Raw genomic sequence first — 18,549 nt, 5'->3', positions numbered from 1 at the left:
TAGGCAATTACTTGATCACAAGGTTGTGATCAGATCATGAGGACATGGTCATGCTAAATAAATTCAAACAAATACAAGAACAATGGGGTGGCTCTAATGAGGTCATCGATCATTGGCTCGAAACTCGACAGTCTCTAATCGTTGAGTATTGTAAGCTTGCCGCTCTACAGCCTTCATCGTCGAAAGCAACGGCAATCACCGAACTGCCTTCTCCAGAAGAGCTCCAAAAATTCAGCCAACATCTTGTTGATTACATCTCCGAAGGTCATTTCAAAATCTATGACATGGTGATGGACAAATGGCAGTCCACTGGCTTCAAAGCAACAGACGAAATTAACCAATCTTATGGTCATATCGTTCTTACCACAGATCCACTACTCAACTTCACCGATAAATATGCTGCCATTAAAGCAAGCGATACATTAGAAAGCTTTGATAGTGAGCTATCACTAGTAGGTGAGATTCTTGAGGCTAGGTTTGCGGTTGAAGACCAACTGATACAACAAATTGCCGACAGCCTAGCGGTTCCACCAGGAGCGTAATGGCTTAACATCTTCTAAGCTTGCCTCTGTGCAAGCTTTTTGTTTTGTCTAAAAATCACAAGCATCATCAGCCTCCAGAAGCCTAGAGCTTGATAGTATTCAACACATTGATACTCTCTTTTCGCTATCTATCCGCACACATTCCTGCACCTCAGCAACCTACACACCCAGCTTACGGTTCTCTATATAAATCCGTAGAGACAGTAACGTCATTAACTCCATTCCAGAAATGAAACACATAACTCACTTGAAACTTGTATCAAAGATACAAGTCTGCCCCTGCAAGATTAATCCGATTTAAGCCAAACGACAGATACAAAAAAGGCACCCGAAGGTGCCTTTTTCTTATCTCTTAGAAACTACTCGTAGAGCTTACTCTTCTGAAGAGAAACCAGCGTTTAGAAGTGCTGCTAGATTGTCAGTAGCTTGTTCAGCTGAAGGACCTTCTTGCTCTTCTTCACGTTGCTTTTGACGCTCTTGGTGGTATGCGAAACCAGTACCAGCTGGGATCAGACGACCAACAATTACGTTCTCTTTCAGACCGCGAAGGTCATCACGCTTACCAGAAACCGCAGCTTCTGTTAGTACGCGAGTCGTTTCTTGGAACGATGCAGCTGAGATGAATGACTCAGTTGCAAGAGATGCTTTAGTAATACCTAGTAGATCACGTTCGAAACGTACTAGTTCTTTACCTTCAGCTTCTAGCTTACGGTTAGCAATCTTAACATTGTGGTACTCAACTTGTTCGCCAGGTAGGAACGGAGAGTCACCAGAATGAGTGATTGTACACTTACGTAGCATTTGACGAACGATAGTCTCGATGTGCTTATCGTTAATCTTTACGCCTTGTAAGCGGTAAACTTCTTGAACTTCGTTCGCGATGTACTGAGTTACTGCGTGGATACCACGTAGACGCAAGATATCGTGTGGAGTTTCAGGACCGTCGGCGATTACATCACCACGTTCAATCTTCTCACCTTCGAACACGTTCAATTGACGATGCTTAGGAATCATCTCTTCGTAAGCGTCACCGCCTTCACGAGTGATTACTAGACGACGCTTACCTTTCGTTTCTTTACCGAAAGACACAGTACCTGTGTGCTCAGCAAGGATCGCAGGCTCTTTAGGCTTACGAGCTTCGAATAGGTCAGCTACGCGTGGTAGACCACCGGTGATATCTTTGTTTCCGCTCGATTTTTGAGGGATACGAGATAGTGTGTCACCAATGCCAACTTCAGCGCCATCTTCGATGTTTACAATCGCTTTGCCTGGTAGGAAGTAGTGAGCTGGCATATCAGTACCAGGGATCATTACGTCGTTACCTTGCTCATCAACAAGTTTGATAGCTGGACGCATATCTTTACCTGCTGCTGGGCGAGCTGCTGCGTCTGTCACTTCACTTGAAGAAAGACCCGTTAGATCGTCAGTGTTACGAGAAACTGTAATACCATCGATCATATCTACGAATTGGATACGACCTGCCACTTCAGTGATGATTGGCATAGTATGCGCTTCCCAGTTAGCTACAACTTCACCAGCAGTAACTGCTGCGTTGTCGCCTTTGGTTAGCATCGAACCGTAAGGAAGTTTGTGCTTCTCTTTCGTACGGCCGAATTCATCAATAATCGTCATCTCAGATGCACGAGAAGTGATAACCAGTTTCTTATCTTTGTTCACTACGAACTTAGCATTGTGAAGTTTCACAGTACCAGTTGTCTTAGCTTGGATGCTGTTCTCTGCTGCTGCAGTAGATGCCGCACCACCGATGTGGAACGTACGCATCGTTAGCTGTGTACCCGGTTCACCGATAGATTGTGCAGCGATAACACCAACTGCTTCACCTTGGTTCACTAGGTGACCACGTGCTAGGTCACGACCGTAACACTGTGCACAACAACCGAAGTCTGCATCACAGGTAACAACTGAGCGCACTTTCATGCTGTCTACAGAGTTGTCTTCCATGATTTGACACCACTTCTCATCAATCAGAGTATTACGTGGAATCAGTACATCTTCAGTACCAGGCTTAAGAACGTCTTCAGCTACTACACGACCAAGAGCAAGCTCAGAAAGTGCAACTTTAACGTCACCACCTTCGATGTGAGGCATCATGTCGATACCTTCATGCGTGCCACAATCATGTTCGTGTACTACAACGTCTTGAGCAACGTCTACTAGACGACGAGTTAGGTAACCCGAGTTTGCTGTTTTCAGTGCTGTATCCGCAAGACCCTTACGAGCACCGTGCGTTGAGATAAAGTACTGAAGGACGTTTAGACCTTCTTTAAAGTTCGCTGTGATCGGCGTTTCGATGATTGAACCATCTGGACGCGCCATCAGACCACGCATACCTGCTAGCTGACGAATCTGAGCTGCAGAACCACGTGCGCCCGAGTCGGCCATCATGTAGATACTGTTGAACGATTCTTGCTGTTCTTCTTCGCCATCACGGTTAATAACTGTTTCAGAAGATAGGTTATCCATCATTGCTTTCGCAACGCGGTCATTCGTAGATGCCCAGATATCGATAACTTTGTTGTAACGCTCACCCGCAGTAACAAGACCAGATTGGAATTGCTCTTGGATTTCACGAACTTCTTCTTCAGCAGATTCAATTTCATCGTATTTCGCTTGAGGAACAACCATATCGTTGATACCTACAGAAACACCAGAAAGTGCCGCGTATGCGAAACCTGCGTACATGATTTGGTCAGCAAATACTACTGTATCTTTTAGACCAAGCTTACGGTAACACTCGTTAAGAAGAGTAGAGATCTGCTTCTTACCTAACTTTTGGTTAACGATGCTGTACGGAAGGCCAGCTGGAACGATCTGCCATAGCATTGCACGACCTACAGTCGTATCTACTAGGCCAGTATTCGTTGTGCTATTGCCGTCTTCGTCTACTACTGTTTCAGTGATACGTACTTTAACGCGAGCGTGTAGCTCAGCAGTCTTAGTACGGTATGCCTTTTCAGCCTCAGCAGGGCCAGCAAGGTACATACCTTCACCTTTCACGTTGATCTTGTCACGTGTCATGTAGTAAAGACCCAATACAACGTCCTGAGAAGGTACGATGATTGGATCACCAGATGCTGGCGACAGAATGTTATTCGTCGACATCATTAGGGTACGAGCTTCAAGCTGTGCTTCTAGAGTTAGAGGCACGTGTACAGCCATTTGGTCACCATCGAAGTCGGCGTTGTATGCCGCACACACTAGTGGGTGAAGCTGAATCGCTTTACCTTCGATTAGTACTGGTTCAAACGCTTGGATACCTAGACGGTGAAGTGTAGGTGCACGGTTAAGCAGTACTGGGTGTTCACGGATCACTTCGTCTAGAATATCCCAAACGATCGCTTCTTCGCGCTCTACCATTTTCTTAGCAGCTTTGATTGTCGTAGCCATGCCACGAGTTTCTAGCTTGCTGTAGATGAACGGCTTAAATAGCTCAAGTGCCATCTTCTTAGGAAGACCACACTGATGTAGACGAAGGTATGGACCAACTGTGATTACAGAACGGCCAGAGTAGTCTACACGTTTACCTAGAAGGTTCTGACGGAAACGACCTTGTTTACCCTTGATCATATCAGCAAGAGATTTCAGAGGACGCTTGTTAGAACCCGTGATCGCACGACCGCGACGACCGTTATCTAGAAGGGCATCAACAGACTCTTGCAGCATACGTTTTTCGTTACGTACGATGATGTCTGGAGCCGCTAGCTCTAGAAGACGCTTCAAACGGTTGTTACGGTTGATCACACGACGGTAAAGGTCGTTCAGATCAGATGTCGCAAAACGACCGCCATCTAGTGGTACTAGAGGACGCAGATCTGGCGGTAGCACTGGAAGTACAGTTAGGATCATCCACTCAGGCTTGTTGCCTGACGAAATGAACGCTTCAACTAGCTTCAAACGCTTAGTAACTTTCTTACGCTTAGTTTCAGAGTTAGTTGTTTCCAACTCTTCGCGCATTTCTTCCACTTCTTGATGAAGGTCCATTGTTGAAAGCAGATCTTTGATCGCTTCAGCACCCATCTTAGCAGTGAATTCGTCACCCCACTCTTCTAGACGATCCAGATACTCTTCTTCAGTAAGCATCTGAGATTTTTCTAGATCAGTCATACCCGGTTCAGTTACTACGTACATTTCGAAGTAAAGAACACGTTCGATATCACGCAGAGGGATATCCATTAGTAGACCGATACGAGACGGTAGTGATTTTAGGAACCAGATGTGAGCAACTGGTGAAGCAAGCTCGATGTGGCCCATACGGTCACGACGAACTTTAGTTTGTGTAACTTCAACGCCACACTTCTCACAGATAACACCACGGTGCTTCAGGCGCTTGTATTTGCCACAAAGACATTCGTAGTCTTTAACTGGACCAAAAATACGTGCACAGAACAGACCATCACGTTCAGGTTTGAACGTACGATAGTTAATTGTTTCTGGCTTTTTAACTTCACCAAAAGACCACGAACGGATCGTGTCTGGTGAAGATAGACCGATTTTGATTGCATCAAATTCTTCGGTCTTATGCTGTGCTTTTAGAAAGTTTAATAAGTCTTTCACGTTCAGCTCCTGTAAGGAGTTAAAGGAGCTCACCGACTAAAGTGAGCCCCCTTTACCAAGTAATCCAATCTTCTTTATGAAAAAGAGGGATTACTCTTCGTCTTCTAGCTCGATGTTGATACCTAGCGAGCGAATCTCTTTCAACAGTACGTTGAACGACTCTGGCATGCCAGGTTCCATGCTATGGTTACCATCTACGATGTTCTTGTACATCTTAGTACGGCCGTTAACGTCATCCGACTTAACTGTTAGCATTTCTTGTAGAGTATATGCAGCACCGTATGCTTCTAGTGCCCATACTTCCATCTCACCGAAACGCTGACCACCGAACTGAGCTTTACCACCAAGTGGTTGCTGAGTTACTAGGCTGTAAGAACCAGTTGAACGAGCATGCATCTTGTCATCAACCAAGTGGTTCAGTTTCAGCATGTACATGTAACCAACAGTTACAGGACGCTCAAACGAATCACCAGTACGACCATCAAACAGTTTAAGCTGACCAGATTCTGGCAGATCACCCAGTTTAAGTAGTTCTTTGATTAGAGACTCAGAAGCACCGTCGAACACAGGAGTAGCAATCGGTAGACCGCCACGTAGGTTCTTGATCAGTGTACGAACTTGATCATCAGACAGTTCAGCAATATCAACTTTCTGACGAGTATCACCAAGATCATAAACCTTCTGTAGGAACTCACGGAACTTATGCAGTTCTTGTTGTTCCTTAACCATTTGGTTGATCTTGTCACCGATACCTTTCGCAGCCAAACCTAAGTGAACTTCTAGGATCTGACCGATGTTCATACGCGATGGTACACCCAGCGGGTTAAGTACGATGTCTACAGGCTGACCTTTCTCATCGTATGGCATGTCTTCAACAGGGTTAATCTTAGAGATTACACCTTTGTTACCGTGACGACCGGCCATCTTATCACCAGGCTGGATACGACGTTTAACCGCTAGGTAAACTTTAACAATCTTAAGAACGCCAGGCGCTAGATCATCACCTTGAGTGATTTTACGACGCTTAGTTTCAAACTTCTTATCGAAGTCTGCTTTTAGCTCATCCCACTGCTCAGCAAGTTGCTCAAGCTGTGTTTGTAGCGCATCGTCTTCTAGAACTTGCTCTAGCCATTGCTTACGACCGATCGTATCAAGCTTAGCTTCAGAGTAACCACCAGACAGAAGTACAGCTTTAACACGGTTAAGAAGGCCGCCCTCAAGAATTTGGAACTCTTCAGTTAGATCTTTCTTAGCTTCTTTAAGCTGCATCTGTTCGATTTCAAGTGCACGTTTGTCTTTCTCTACGCCATCGCGAGTGAAGACTTGTACATCGATGATAGTACCCGAAACAGAGTTTGGTACACGTAGAGAAGTATCTTTAACATCAGATGCTTTCTCACCGAAGATAGCACGTAGTAGCTTCTCTTCAGGAGTCAGTTGAGTTTCACCTTTAGGGGTTACTTTACCAACTAGGATGTCGCCACCCTTCACTTCAGCACCAATGTAAACGATACCTGACTCGTCTAGTTTAGACAGAGCAGACTCACCTACGTTTGGAATATCAGCTGTGATCTCTTCAGAACCCAGCTTAGTATCACGAGCCACACAAGATAGTTCTTGAATGTGGATTGTCGTGAAACGGTCTTCTTGAACTACGCGCTCAGATACTAAGATCGAGTCTTCGAAGTTGTAACCGTTCCAAGGCATGAATGCGATACGCATGTTTTGGCCAAGAGCTAGTTCACCAAGGTCTGTTGAAGGACCGTCAGCAAGAACATCGCCGCGTGCAACTGGTTCACCAGGAAGTACAGTTGGACGTTGGTTAATACATGTGTTTTGGTTCGAACGCGTGTACTTAGTCAGGTTGTAGATATCGATACCAGCTTCGCCAGGTACCAATTCATCTTCGTTAACCTTAACTACGATACGAGAAGCGTCAACAGACTGAACTTGACCACCACGTTTAGCAACCGCTGTAACACCAGAGTCAACTGCGATGTTACGTTCGATACCCGTACCTACTAGAGGCTTATCAGCTCTAAGTGTTGGTACAGCTTGACGTTGCATGTTGGCACCCATCAATGCACGGTTCGCATCATCGTGTTCTAGGAACGGGATAAGCGAAGCAGCGATAGATACTACTTGGTTTGTCGCAACGTCCATGTAGTCAACGTGATCGCGTGGGTGAAGACCAGATTCACCTTTTTGACGAGCTGTGATTAGCTCATCTGCAAAAGTACCTTCTTCAGTAAGAATGGTATTTGCTTGCGCGATTACGAATTGACCTTCCTGGATTGCAGACAGGTAATCAACTTCTTCTGTTACTACACCATCTACTACACGACGGTACGGAGTTTCTAGGAAACCGTAATCGTTACAACGTGCAAACGCAGATAGCGAGTTAATTAGACCGATGTTTGGACCTTCAGGCGTTTCGATCGGACATAGACGACCGTAGTGAGTTACGTGAACGTCACGTACTTCGAAGCCTGCGCGCTCACGAGTAAGACCACCAGGACCTAAAGCAGAGATACGACGCTTGTGCGTAACTTCTGACAATGGGTTGTTTTGGTCCATAAACTGTGAAAGCTGTGAAGAGCCAAAGAATTCTTTAACTGCAGCAGAGATCGGCTTAGCGTTGATAAGATCTTGAGGCATGATTGCATCAAGGTCACCAAGGCTTAGACGTTCTTTAACGGCACGTTCTACACGAACTAGACCAACACGGAATTGGTTTTCTGCCATTTCACCTACAGAACGGATACGACGGTTGCCAAGGTGGTCGATATCGTCCACTTCACCAATACCGTTACGGATACCAATCAGTTTCTTCATCACTTCGATGATGTCTGATTCATCCAGAGTACCGCGCTCTTCTTCTTCTTCACGCTCGATAGAGCTGTTGAATTTCATACGGCCTACAGTTGATAGGTCGTAACGATCTTCAGAGAAGAATAGGCTTTCGAACAATGATTCTGCAGCTTCTTTCGTTGGTGGCTCGCCAGGGCGCATCATGCGGTAGATTTCTACCAATGCAGAGATGCGATCTACTGTGCTATCCGCACGTAGAGTGTCTGACATGAATGGACCATGGTCTAGGTCATTCGTGAACAGCACTTCTAGAGTCTTGTGACCTGCTTGAGACAGGTTAGCAAGTGCTTCTAGGCTAATCTCTTGGTTTGCGCCAACGATGATCTCGCCAGTTGCTTCGTTGATGTAATCTTTCGCAGCAATCTTTTCAACGATGTACTCTACTGGTACTTCGATGTGCTCAACGCCATCTTTTTCAAGTTGACGGATATGGCGAGCAGTTACACGACGACCAGTCTCAACGTAAGTCTTACCGTTTGATTCGATGTCGAATGACGCAGTTTCACCACGTAGACGATCAGGAACCAACTCCATAAGTAGAGTTTGGTCTTTAACTTCGAAGTTCACCTTGTCGAAGAACAGATCTAGGATCTCTTCAGTCGATTTACCAAGTGCACGAAGAATAATCGATGCTGGTAGCTTACGACGACGGTCGATACGTACGAATAAGTTATCCTTAGGATCGAACTCAAAGTCTAACCATGAGCCACGGTAAGGAATTACACGTGCGTTATAAAGAACTTTACCTGATGAGTGGGTCTTACCCTTATCACTGTCGAAGAACACGCCTGGGCTTCGGTGCAGCTGGGATACGATAACTCTCTCGGTACCATTAATTACGAAAGTACCATTGTCTGTCATAAGCGGAATTTCGCCCATGTAGACTTCTTGTTCTTTAATGTCTTTTACAGTACCTGCTGGTGCATCTCGATCAAAGATAACTAGACGTAGTTTTACGCGTAGTGGCTTTGAGTAAGTAACACCGCGGATTTGACATTCTTTAACGTCAAAAACTGGCTCACCAAGACGGTAGCTAACGTATTGCAGCTCAGAATTGCCGTTGTAGCTCTGAATTGGAAATACAGAACGGAAAGCAGCTTCAAGACCGTATTGACCTTCTGGATCCTGTTCGATGAATTTATCGAAAGAATCAAGCTGGATCGATAACAGGTATGGAATGTCCAAAACTTGTGGACGAGTACCAAAATCCTTACGGATGCGCTTTTTCTCGGTATAAGAGTAAACCATGGGGTTCCTCAGCTCGCTGATAAGTGACCCAAACCACCCAAAACACTCTTCAAGAGGGGGCGGTGACAAACAGCTGTTTACTGTAGTGAACAATCATTTCGAAAAAATGACTGTTTTTTTGCTCGGATTATGACGGTTAAACAGCGGAAATTTCGTCATAGCCCTACAGCGCAAAAAGGCCGGTGGTTAATAAACCACCAGCCATTAGCCTTGCGGCTAGGAAATTAAGTAATAATTACTTAACTTCAACAGAAGCGCCAGCTTCTTCTAGCTGTGCTTTAAGAGCTTCAGCTTCAGCTTTGTCAACGCCTTCTTTAAGCGCTGCAGGAGCTGAGTCTACAAGACCTTTAGCTTCTTTAAGACCTAGGCCAGTTGCGCCACGTACAGCTTTGATAACTTGTACTTTGTTAGCGCCAGCAGCAGTTAGGATTACGTCGAATTCAGTTTGCTCAGCAGCAGCTTCAGCAGAAGCACCACCAGCTACAACTGCAGCAGCAGCAGTAACACCGAATTTCTCTTCCATAGCTTCGATAAGCTCAACAACTTGCATTACAGACATTTCTGCAACTGCGTCTAGGATTTGCTCGTTAGTAATAGACATAACAATTCTCTTTTAAGTCAACAATAAGTTTAAATAGCAACCAGTGAAAAGCAAGGCTTAAGCCGCAGCTTCTTCTTTTTGGTCGCGAACAGCAGCGATAGTACGAACCAGCTTGCCAGCAGAAGCTTCTTTCATGCACATCATTAGGCGTGCGATAGCTTCGTCGTAAGTTGGTAGTGTCGCTAGTACTTCAGCATCAGTAACTGCGCCTTCAAATGCAGCAGCTTTGATCTCGAAATCTTTATTCTCTTTAGCGAAGTCTTTGAAAAGACGCGCTGCAGCACCTGGGTGCTCATTAGAGAATGCGATCAGAGTTGGACCAGTGAAAGTGTCAGTTAGACACTCGTAGTCTGTACCCTGAATCGCACGGCGTGCTAGTGTGTTACGAACAACTCTCATGTAAACACCCGCTTCGCGAGCTTGTTTACGTAGAGAAGTCATTGCGCCAACAGTAACGCCACGAGAATCAGCTACAACTGCAGAAAGTGCACCACTGGCAGCTTCGTTGACTTCAGCAACAATTGCTTTTTTGTCTTGAAGATTTAAAGCCATTTGGATTAACCTCTGGTTGTGATTACAGCACTCATACAAAATGTAATGAGCGTTTACGATGTTATTTAAAAATGAATAAATTCACTTCAAACCACAACATCGCCTACGTAGGTTTTATTAAGCCATATCTCCGAAGAGTACAGCACCTACGGTCTTGGGACGGATGACCTGAATTGCTTCAAAAATCACCCAACCACAAATATTAGGCGCAGAAGTATACACTAAATCTGCGCCAAAGCAAATTAGTTTGCTTGAGTGTCAAGACTAGCTTGATCAACAGTAACACCAGCACCCATCGTAGTAGAGATGCTTACTTTCTTCAGGAAAGTACCTTTCGCTGAAGAAGGCTTAGCTTTCTTAAGAGCCACTAGAAGTGCTTCTAGGTTCTCTTGAAGCTGGTTAGCTTCGAAAGACGCTTTGCCGATAGTAGTGTGGATGATACCGTTCTTGTCGTTACGGTAACGAACCTGACCAGCTTTAGCGTTCTTAACCGCTTCAGCAACGTTAGGAGTTACAGTACCAACTTTAGGGTTTGGCATAAGGCCGCGTGGACCTAGGATTGTACCTAGTTGACCAACAACACGCATTGCATCAGGAGAAGCAACAACAACGTCGAAGTTCATTTCGCCTTTTTTCACTTGCTCAGCAAGATCTTCCATACCAACGATATCTGCGCCAGCTGCTTTAGCTGCTTCTGCGTTTGCACCTTGAGTGAACACAGCAACGCGGATGTCACGGCCAGTACCGTGAGGTAGCACAGTTGCGCCACGTACGTTTTGGTCAGATTTACGAGCATCGATGCCTAGGTTAACAGCAACATCTACAGACTCAACGAATTTAGCAGTAGCTAGTTCTTTAAGAAGAGCAACAGCTTCGTTGATTTCGTATTCTTTAGTTACTTCAACTTTGTCGCGGATTACGCGCATACGCTTAGTAAGTTTTGCCATGATCTTATCCCTCTACCACTAGGCCCATTGAACGAGCAGTACCAGCAATAGAACGCTTCATTGCTTCGATGTCAGCACCAGTCATATCAGCAGCTTTAGTTTCTGCGATTTCCTGAACTTGAGCGTCAGTTACAGTACCAACTTTCTCAGTGTTTGGACGACCTGAACCAGACTTAACGCCAGCAGCTTTCTTAAGAAGAACAGCAGCAGGTGGAGTCTTAGTTACGAACGTGAAAGAACGGTCGTTGTAAACAGTAATTACTACTGGAGTAGGTAGACCTTTCTCAACAGATTCTGTTTTTGCGTTGAACGCTTTACAGAATTCCATGATGTTCACGCCGTGTTGACCTAGAGCAGGACCAACCGGTGGACTTGGGTTTGCCATACCAGCTGCAACTTGCAGTTTGATATAAGCTTCAACTTTCTTAGCCATGATATTTCCTAATTTTTGGGTACATGCGCTAGCCGTAAGGCAAGCTCCCCTTAATTTCAATTAACTCTTTCTTACTTCGATAGAAGTAAAAAGGCGCGAAATTATAATCATAATTCGCGCCTTTAACAACCCTAAAAAGGTGATTTTTTATACTCTTTCATTTTGAACAGCTTGTTAAATAGTTATCAACAGCTTACTCAAACTAACCGAGTCTTAGTCTAGTTTCTCAACCTGACCAAATTCAAGCTCAACAGGTGTTGCACGACCAAAGATCGATACAGATACCTTAATGCGGCTCTTCTCGTAATCCACTTCTTCAACAGTACCGTTAAAGTCAGCAAATGGACCATCGTTCACACGAACCACTTCACCCGCTTCGAACATTGTCTTAGGACGTGGAGACTCGCTCGCTTTCTCTAGACGGTTCAAGATAGCATCAGCTTCTTTGTCAGTGATTGGTGCAGGACGATCAGAGGTACCACCAATGAAGCCCATAACACGAGGAATGCTGCGTACTAAGTGCCATGATTCATCATTCATGATCATTTGCACTAATACGTAGCCAGGGAAGAACTTACGTTCGCTTTTACGGCGTTGACCTGCACGCATTTCCACTACTTCTTCAGTAGGTACTAAAACGTCACCAAAGAATTCTTCCATGTCGTGCATTTTAATATGTTCGCGTAACGATTGAGATACACGACCTTCATAGCCAGAAAAGGCTTGAACTACATACCAACGTTTTTTTGGAGCTTCACTCATGAATCAGAACCCTCTACACCCCAGTCGCTAGAGAAACTAAACGGACCATAATGCCGTCAATTCCCCAAAGCACTAGAGACATAACAATACATACAGCTAAAACGATCAATGTAGTTTGCATAGTTTCTTGGCGAGTAGGCCAAACAACTTTACGAATCTCCATACGAGATTCTTTTGCAAAATCGATCGCAGCTTTACCTTTAGTTGTTGTTGCTGCAACGCCTAGTGCGGCAGCAATCAGCACAACTACACCTGCAGCGCGAATTACAACAGACAATTCACCATACAGGTAATTACCCACAACAGCAGCAGCCAACAGTACAAAAGCGACTACCCACTTCATTGTATCTGCTGCACCTGAGCTATCAGGAGTTTCAGCGTTTGCTTTCATAAAACCAACCTGTGATAAGTCTTAAATATAGACGACAATAACCCCGCTGTTGCAGGGCACATTCCTTTGCGTTGCAAAACAACACATCTAACAGTCATTTTAGTTAAAAAGACCGTTTAATTCTTTGCTAAGAGCTAAAATTGATGTCAAAACACTCAACTCTTTTTTCAGCGCAGAAAAAGGGCATCAAATGATGCCCTTTTTACTAGTGGTTCGTCAAATCTTATGCAAAGATTTTAGCTACAACACCAGCACCAACTGTACGGCCACCTTCGCGGATTGCGAAACGTAGACCTTCGTCCATTGCGATTGGAGCGATTAGCTCAACAGTCATTTGAACGTTGTCACCTGGCATTACCATTTCTACGCCTTCAGGTAGAGTGATATCGCCTGTTACGTCAGTTGTACGGAAGTAGAACTGTGGACGGTAACCTTTGAAGAAAGGAGTGTGACGGCCGCCTTCGTCTTTAGAAAGTACGTATACTTCAGACTCAAACTTAGTATGTGGGTTGATTGAACCTTTAGCAGAAAGTACTTGGCCACGTTCAACGTCATCACGCTTAGTACCACGTAGAAGTGCACCAACGTTCTCACCTGCACGACCTTCGTCAAGCAGTTTACGGAACATTTCAACACCAGTACAAGTAGTAAGAGTAGTCTCTTTGATACCAACGATTTCTACTTCGTCACCAACGCGTAGGATACCGCGCTCGATACGACCAGTAACTACAGTACCACGACCTTGGATTGAGAATACATCTTCAATAGGAAGTAGGAACGGTAGATCAACAGCACGCTCTGGAAGTGGAATGTAAGAATCTAGTGCTTCTGCAAGCTCAACGATCTTGTCTTCCCACTGCTTTTCGCCGTTTAGAGCGCCAAGTGCAGAACCTTGAATTACTGGAAGGTCGTCTCCTGGGTACTCGTACTCAGAAAGAAGTTCACGAACTTCCATTTCTACTAGCTCAAGTAGCTCTTCGTCATCAACCATGTCACATTTGTTCATGAATACGATGATGTAAGGGATACCAACTTGACGACCAAGTAGGATGTGCTCACGAGTTTGTGGCATAGGGCCATCTGTAGCAGCAACAACTAGGATACCGCCGTCCATTTGAGCAGCACCAGTGATCATGTTTTTAACATAATCGGCGTGTCCAGGACAGTCTACGTGTGCGTAGTGACGTTCAGGAGTATCGTACTCAACGTGAGAAGTTGCGATTGTGATACCGCGCTCGCGCTCTTCTGGAGCGTTATCGATAGATGCGAAATCTTTAGCAACACCGCCGTACACTTTTGCAAGTGTAGTACAGATAGCAGCAGTTAGAGTTGTTTTACCGTGGTCAACGTGGCCGATAGTACCAACGTTTACGTGCGGTTTCGTACGTTCAAATTTTTCTTTAGACATGGGGTGTCCCTCTAGGTACGGATTAGGTGGCTTAAAATAAGACCACGCAACCAAAAAAAATGGTTTTCTTTATTAAAGGAGAAGAAGCTTTAGACTGGTGCTAATACCCAGAGTCGAACTGGGGGCCTCACCCTTACCAAGGGTGCGCTCTACCGACTTAGCTATATCAGCACACAAAATGAGTTGGAGCGTGCAGCGGGAATCGAACCCGCATCATCAGCTTGGAAGGCTGAGGTAATAGCCATTATACGATGCACGCAACACGTAACTCTGTTTGAGCTATTTAACCTTTAGAATATGGTGGAGGGAGACGGATTCGAACCATCGAAGGCAGTGCCGGCAGATTTACAGTCTGCTCCCTTTGGCCACTCGGGAACCCCTCCAAATTTTGAGCTTTCTCTCGCTTACCTTAAAGAAAGGGAGAAAGTGGTGCCGACTACCGGAATCGAACTGGTGACCTACTGATTACAAGTCAGTTGCTCTACCTACTGAGCTAAGTCGGCACAAGTGGGGCGCATTTTATTGAATGATTTTCCACCTTGCAATAGTAAATTGAAAAAAAGTGAAAAATTCTCCTATCAAATTCCTATATACGGCTATTTAGCTCAAGGTTTCTGCCTTTAACCCACATCTAGTACAGGAAGATATTTTATTTATCTATCGCTTGATGTATTTTCCATGCACTTGTTTTGTTATCCACTATAGAGTTTATATGAGCCCATTTATGTCATTTGACCGCGAACGTTGGTCTGAGCTAAGGAATTTAGTTCCGATGACACTTTCTGAGAGCGACTTAAAAGAGCTTCAAGGCATCAATGAAAAGCTCACAATGGAGGAAGCCGTAGAGATCTACCTACCTCTCTCTCGTCTGTTAAATCTCTATGTGGCAGCCAGACAGAACAGGAACTCAGTACTCCATCAATTCTTGGATAAAAACGAGAAAGCACCACCTTTTATCATCGGTATTGCTGGAAGTGTCGCTGTTGGCAAAAGTACGACAGCACGACTGCTTAAAGCCCTACTTTCTCGCTGGGAGAACCACCCAAAAGTTGAGCTAGTGACAACCGATGGCTTCTTATACCCAAATGAGGTGTTAGAAGAAAAAGGATTGATGAGCAAAAAAGGCTTTCCGGAGTCTTACGACATTAAGCGTTTAGTGAACTTTGTTTCGGATGTAAAAGCATGCAAGAGAAATGTCACGGCACCCGTGTACTCGCACCTTACGTACAACATTACTGATGACGTTAAGTGCGTCGACCTACCAGATGTGCTTATTATTGAAGGACTTAATGTCTTACAAACAGGCATGAATGATCCACACGAGCCACATCGCGTGTTTATTTCAGACTTCCTTGATTTCTCACTCTATGTTGACGCTGATAGCCAACAAATCAAAGAGTGGTACGTCAATCGCTTTATGAAATTCCGCGATGGCGCGTTTACCAAACCTGGCTCTTACTTTAGTCATTACACAAAATTATCGAACCAAGCAGCACTGGATAAAGCGGAAGGTATCTGGAGTTCAATTAATGGCTTGAACCTAGAACAAAATATCCTTCCGACACGAGAAAGGGCTCACTTGATTCTACGTAAAGGCGCAGATCATATGGTTGAAGAAGTGTTACTAAGAAAATAGTAACGCCTTAGTCGCCTTTTCTTAGCGATATCTCACCACCGATATAGCTCTCGACACCATTCTCAGTTTTGAGTAATACAGCACCTTGTTCATCGATGCCTTGAACAACACCTTCAATTTCTCTAGGTCCAATGATCAACCTAACATTGCGACCTAAGAAATTATCTAAGCGGTTCCAACGTTCTACAAAATTCGACATCCCTTTCTGCTCATAATCGACAAGGGACTTATCCCAAGCATTGATCAGAGTCTGTGCTAACTGGTTACGATCGGGGACTTTTCCATCACACACTTCTTTAAGAGAAGTCCAAGGTTGGCCAATACCTGATGTTGCAGGATCCATGGATAAGTTTAGCCCCAACCCAATCACAATATGAGCAGCGCCACCAGACTGCCCTGACAGTTCTACCAAGATACCTGCAAGCTTCTTGTCATTGTGGTAAAGGTCGTTCGGCCATTTGAGCTTTATACCTTCTACGCCCATCTCTTCCAAAGCTTCAACAACAGCTACACCAACCACAAGGCTCAAGCCCATTGCGGCAGCCATCCCGGCATCGAGTCTCCAATACATTGAAAGATAGAGGTTTGCACCGAATGGCGATACCCACTCTCGTCCACGACGTCCACGTCCCGCAGCTTGATATTCAGCAATACAGACAGAACCCGATTCAAGTGTGTTAGTTCGCTCTAATAGATGTTGGTTTGTTGAATCTATGATTGGAATGAGTTCAAGAGAAGCATCGTGACTAACTGCAGATAACTTTTCTTGGTCAAGCATATCTAAACGACTGGCTAGCTTATAACCTTTACCTTGAATTCGATAGATATCTAAACCCCACTCTTGAATACCTTTAATGTGCTTACTGATAGCCGCTCGTGATACTCCAATCATTTCACCTAGGTCTTCACCTGAATGAAACTCACCATCGGCAAGACATCTCAATAGTACAAGCTTGGTACTGTGTTCTCTCATCCCAATGACTCCAAAGCTTTATCTAGGTTTGTTTCGCGGTCTCGTCCCATAAAACGCACTTCATGTTCCAATCGAATATCGAATTTATTCAAGACAGATTGGCGCACTCGCTCTGCAAGCTTAAGGATATCCACAGCAGAAGCCTTATCATAATTGATGATAACTAATGCTTGATTTGGGTGAACTTGAGCACCCCCTTCTGTCACGCCTTTGAACTGGCATTGATCAATCAGCCAGCCTGCTGCGACTTTGATCATGTCATTGCTCTCATAGCCGACAATATTGGGATATAGCGCTAACAAGCGATCAAAATGATCTTTGGTGATCACAGGGTTTTTGAAGAAGCTGCCCGCATTGCCTTGGACTCTAGGGTCTGGCAGCTTACTTGAACGGATAGCGCATACTTCATCAAATATAGTGCGAGGAGAGAGTGTATCGGCTGTTAGGCCTTTTAACGGGCCATAGTGATTGCATGGCTCCCACTCTTTCGGCAACGTCAAACCAATCGCAACAACGATCGCTTTACCATAGAGGGCGTGTTTGAAAATTGAATCTCGGTAACCAAAGAGGCATTCTTCTTTGCTTAATCGCTTAACTGTATAAGTATCCAGACACAGGATATCGACATACTCGCATACATCTTGCAGTTCAACACCATACGCTCCAATATTCTGTATCGGAGCTGAGCCTGAACAGCCAGGTATCATTGCTAGATTTTCTAGGCCACCCTGCCCTTTATCGACACTCCACTCAACCAAGCTTGGCCAATCCTCCCCACCATTAACATGCAGTAGGTGATGACTGTCCGTCTCGGTCAGCTCAATCCCGGCTAATTTATTCACAATGACCAGACCAGCGAAGTGCTCAGTAAAAAGCATATTACTGCCCTTACCCAGTATTAACTTAGGCAAAGCTGACCATTTAGGGTCTTTGTAAAGCGAAATCAGTTCTTCGGTAGTGGTGACTTCAACCAACGCATCACACGTCTGATCGATGGAAAAAGTATGAACATTTTTTAAACTAGCATTGAGATGGAATTGCATGGCGATATTCAATTAACTTACACTGCGGTCATTCTACAGCAGATAAACCAATGGCGCAGTGACTGAATGAACAATGTCATCATTACTCAATTAGACCCAGTAAAGGTTCCCCTAGTTAAACGTTTCTATAAAGAACATTATCCAACGGGAAAAGCGAACAAGAGTGAACTGATCTATTCGTTATTACTAGATAACGAGCTTTGTGGTGTCGTGCGTTTTCGTACCATTGAAGATAATCGTTTACTTACCGGTATGGCGATATCAAAACAATATCGTGGTAAGCGATTAGGTTCCCAACTTATGGATTATTGTGAACAGCACACGCTAACGGAAAACGATTACTGCTTTGCATACGCTCATCTCACCAATTTTTACGCGCGCCACCAATTCGTACAAATAGACCCCAAAAATCTGCCTAATGCTCTAAGAGTTTTGTACGAGCGCTATTCGAATAGCGGAAAAGATCTCATTCCTATGCATTATCAGCAAAATTGTTAGAGAATGCCTCGATCATCTAGTATTTGGGTCTATCCCTTTGGTAAAATTCAAGGTTCGCAATTTTGCATA

The 18,549-nt window shown here is 44.6% G+C and carries 14 protein-coding genes and 4 tRNA genes; 3 read left to right on the top strand and 15 right to left on the bottom strand.

Going from position 1 to position 18,549, the window contains the following annotated elements; translation table 11 throughout:
- Positions 1-44 precede the first annotated feature (44 nt).
- The gene (gene rsd, locus K08M4_RS00840; protein ID WP_086048568.1) at positions 45-542 is read left to right on the top strand and encodes a sigma D regulator; all 498 of its coding nucleotides are present in this window, start codon (positions 45-47) and stop codon (positions 540-542) included.
- A gap of 372 nt (positions 543-914) precedes the next feature.
- On the opposite strand, the gene rpoC is transcribed toward rsd, so the two are convergent.
- The 13 genes from rpoC to K08M4_RS00775 form a co-directional block, all read right to left on the bottom strand.
- Positions 915-5,117: a DNA-directed RNA polymerase subunit beta' gene (gene rpoC / locus K08M4_RS00835; protein ID WP_086048567.1), complete on the bottom strand. Its 4,203-nt coding sequence runs from the start codon at positions 5,115-5,117 to the stop codon at positions 915-917.
- A gap of 90 nt (positions 5,118-5,207) precedes the next feature.
- Positions 5,208-9,236 carry a DNA-directed RNA polymerase subunit beta gene (gene rpoB / locus K08M4_RS00830; protein ID WP_029224582.1) on the bottom strand — a complete coding sequence of 1,343 codons (4,029 nt, stop codon included), beginning with the start codon at positions 9,234-9,236 and terminating at the stop codon, positions 5,208-5,210.
- Between the two features lie 235 nt (positions 9,237-9,471).
- Entirely contained in the window at positions 9,472-9,837 is a 366-nt protein-coding gene (gene rplL / locus K08M4_RS00825; RefSeq protein ID WP_009844674.1) for a 50S ribosomal protein L7/L12, read from the bottom strand.
- Between the two features lie 57 nt (positions 9,838-9,894).
- Complete coding sequence (rplJ, locus tag K08M4_RS00820; protein WP_009844673.1) at positions 9,895-10,389, bottom strand: 50S ribosomal protein L10; 495 nt, start codon at positions 10,387-10,389, stop codon at positions 9,895-9,897.
- 242 nt (positions 10,390-10,631) lie between these two features.
- Positions 10,632-11,336, bottom strand: a complete 705-nt coding sequence (rplA, locus tag K08M4_RS00815; RefSeq protein WP_012605004.1) for a 50S ribosomal protein L1 — start codon at positions 11,334-11,336, stop codon at positions 10,632-10,634.
- A gap of 4 nt (positions 11,337-11,340) precedes the next feature.
- Positions 11,341-11,769: a 50S ribosomal protein L11 gene (gene rplK, locus K08M4_RS00810; RefSeq protein ID WP_010435555.1), complete on the bottom strand. Its 429-nt coding sequence runs from the start codon at positions 11,767-11,769 to the stop codon at positions 11,341-11,343.
- Between the two features lie 213 nt (positions 11,770-11,982).
- Positions 11,983-12,531, bottom strand: a complete 549-nt coding sequence (gene nusG / locus K08M4_RS00805) for a transcription termination/antitermination protein NusG (RefSeq protein ID WP_012605006.1) — start codon at positions 12,529-12,531, stop codon at positions 11,983-11,985.
- Positions 12,532-12,544: 13 nt separating this feature from the next.
- Positions 12,545-12,922 (bottom strand): preprotein translocase subunit SecE, encoded by a 378-nt coding sequence (gene secE, locus K08M4_RS00800; RefSeq protein WP_017096511.1) that lies wholly within the window; start codon positions 12,920-12,922, stop codon positions 12,545-12,547.
- Between the two features lie 223 nt (positions 12,923-13,145).
- A complete protein-coding gene (gene tuf, locus K08M4_RS00795) occupies positions 13,146-14,330 on the bottom strand; it encodes an elongation factor Tu (RefSeq protein WP_012604914.1) in 1,185 nt (394 codons plus the stop codon).
- Between the two features lie 95 nt (positions 14,331-14,425).
- Positions 14,426-14,501: transfer RNA gene (locus K08M4_RS00790), tRNA-Thr, on the bottom strand.
- 13 nt (positions 14,502-14,514) lie between these two features.
- Positions 14,515-14,589 (bottom strand) — tRNA-Gly (locus tag K08M4_RS00785).
- 39 nt (positions 14,590-14,628) lie between these two features.
- Positions 14,629-14,713 (bottom strand) — tRNA-Tyr (locus K08M4_RS00780).
- Between the two features lie 44 nt (positions 14,714-14,757).
- Positions 14,758-14,833: transfer RNA gene (locus K08M4_RS00775), tRNA-Thr, on the bottom strand.
- 209 nt (positions 14,834-15,042) lie between these two features.
- Between K08M4_RS00775 and coaA the strand changes: the two genes are divergently transcribed.
- Positions 15,043-15,966 (top strand): type I pantothenate kinase, encoded by a 924-nt coding sequence (coaA, locus tag K08M4_RS00770; RefSeq protein ID WP_009844725.1) that lies wholly within the window; start codon positions 15,043-15,045, stop codon positions 15,964-15,966.
- Positions 15,967-15,973: 7 nt separating this feature from the next.
- Here the strand turns inward: coaA and birA are convergent, their stop codons facing one another.
- Both birA and murB read right to left on the bottom strand, forming a co-directional pair.
- Positions 15,974-16,939, bottom strand: coding sequence for a bifunctional biotin--[acetyl-CoA-carboxylase] ligase/biotin operon repressor BirA (birA, locus tag K08M4_RS00765; protein ID WP_086048566.1), 966 nt, complete (start codon positions 16,937-16,939; stop codon positions 15,974-15,976).
- A complete protein-coding gene (gene murB, locus K08M4_RS00760; protein WP_086048565.1) occupies positions 16,936-17,982 on the bottom strand; it encodes a UDP-N-acetylmuramate dehydrogenase in 1,047 nt (348 codons plus the stop codon). The genes birA and murB overlap by 4 nt, the downstream gene beginning before the upstream one ends.
- Positions 17,983-18,048: 66 nt before the next feature.
- Here murB and K08M4_RS00755 point away from each other — a divergent pair, with 66 nt between their 5' ends.
- Entirely contained in the window at positions 18,049-18,480 is a 432-nt protein-coding gene (locus K08M4_RS00755) for a GNAT family N-acetyltransferase (protein WP_086048564.1), read from the top strand.
- Positions 18,481-18,549 lie beyond the last annotated feature (69 nt).

The sequence above is a fragment of the Vibrio syngnathi genome, from assembly GCF_002119525.1.
Classification (GTDB): Bacteria; Pseudomonadota; Gammaproteobacteria; order Enterobacterales; family Vibrionaceae; genus Vibrio; species Vibrio syngnathi.
Note: the sequence above shows the minus strand (reverse complement) of the source record. Positions and strands in the feature narration are given on the sequence as shown.

Excerpts from the sequence above, each read along its gene's own strand:
- rpoB (WP_029224582.1), bottom strand. The coding sequence starts at position 9,236 with ATGGTTTACTCTTATACCGAGAAAAAGCGCATCCGTAAGGATTTTGGT.
- murB (WP_086048565.1), bottom strand. The coding sequence starts at position 17,982 with ATGCAATTCCATCTCAATGCTAGTTTAAAAAATGTTCATACTTTTTCC.
- K08M4_RS00755 (WP_086048564.1), top strand. The coding sequence starts at position 18,049 with ATGAACAATGTCATCATTACTCAATTAGACCCAGTAAAGGTTCCCCTA.
- rplL (WP_009844674.1), bottom strand. The coding sequence starts at position 9,837 with ATGTCTATTACTAACGAGCAAATCCTAGACGCAGTTGCAGAAATGTCT.
- tuf (WP_012604914.1), bottom strand. The coding sequence starts at position 14,330 with ATGTCTAAAGAAAAATTTGAACGTACGAAACCGCACGTAAACGTTGGT.
- rplJ (WP_009844673.1), bottom strand. The coding sequence starts at position 10,389 with ATGGCTTTAAATCTTCAAGACAAAAAAGCAATTGTTGCTGAAGTCAAC.
- secE (WP_017096511.1), bottom strand. The coding sequence starts at position 12,922 with ATGAAAGCAAACGCTGAAACTCCTGATAGCTCAGGTGCAGCAGATACA.
- birA (WP_086048566.1), bottom strand. The coding sequence starts at position 16,939 with ATGAGAGAACACAGTACCAAGCTTGTACTATTGAGATGTCTTGCCGAT.
- nusG (WP_012605006.1), bottom strand. The coding sequence starts at position 12,531 with ATGAGTGAAGCTCCAAAAAAACGTTGGTATGTAGTTCAAGCCTTTTCT.
- rsd (WP_086048568.1), top strand. The coding sequence starts at position 45 with ATGGTCATGCTAAATAAATTCAAACAAATACAAGAACAATGGGGTGGC.
- coaA (WP_009844725.1), top strand. The coding sequence starts at position 15,043 with ATGAGCCCATTTATGTCATTTGACCGCGAACGTTGGTCTGAGCTAAGG.
- rplA (WP_012605004.1), bottom strand. The coding sequence starts at position 11,336 with ATGGCAAAACTTACTAAGCGTATGCGCGTAATCCGCGACAAAGTTGAA.
- rplK (WP_010435555.1), bottom strand. The coding sequence starts at position 11,769 with ATGGCTAAGAAAGTTGAAGCTTATATCAAACTGCAAGTTGCAGCTGGT.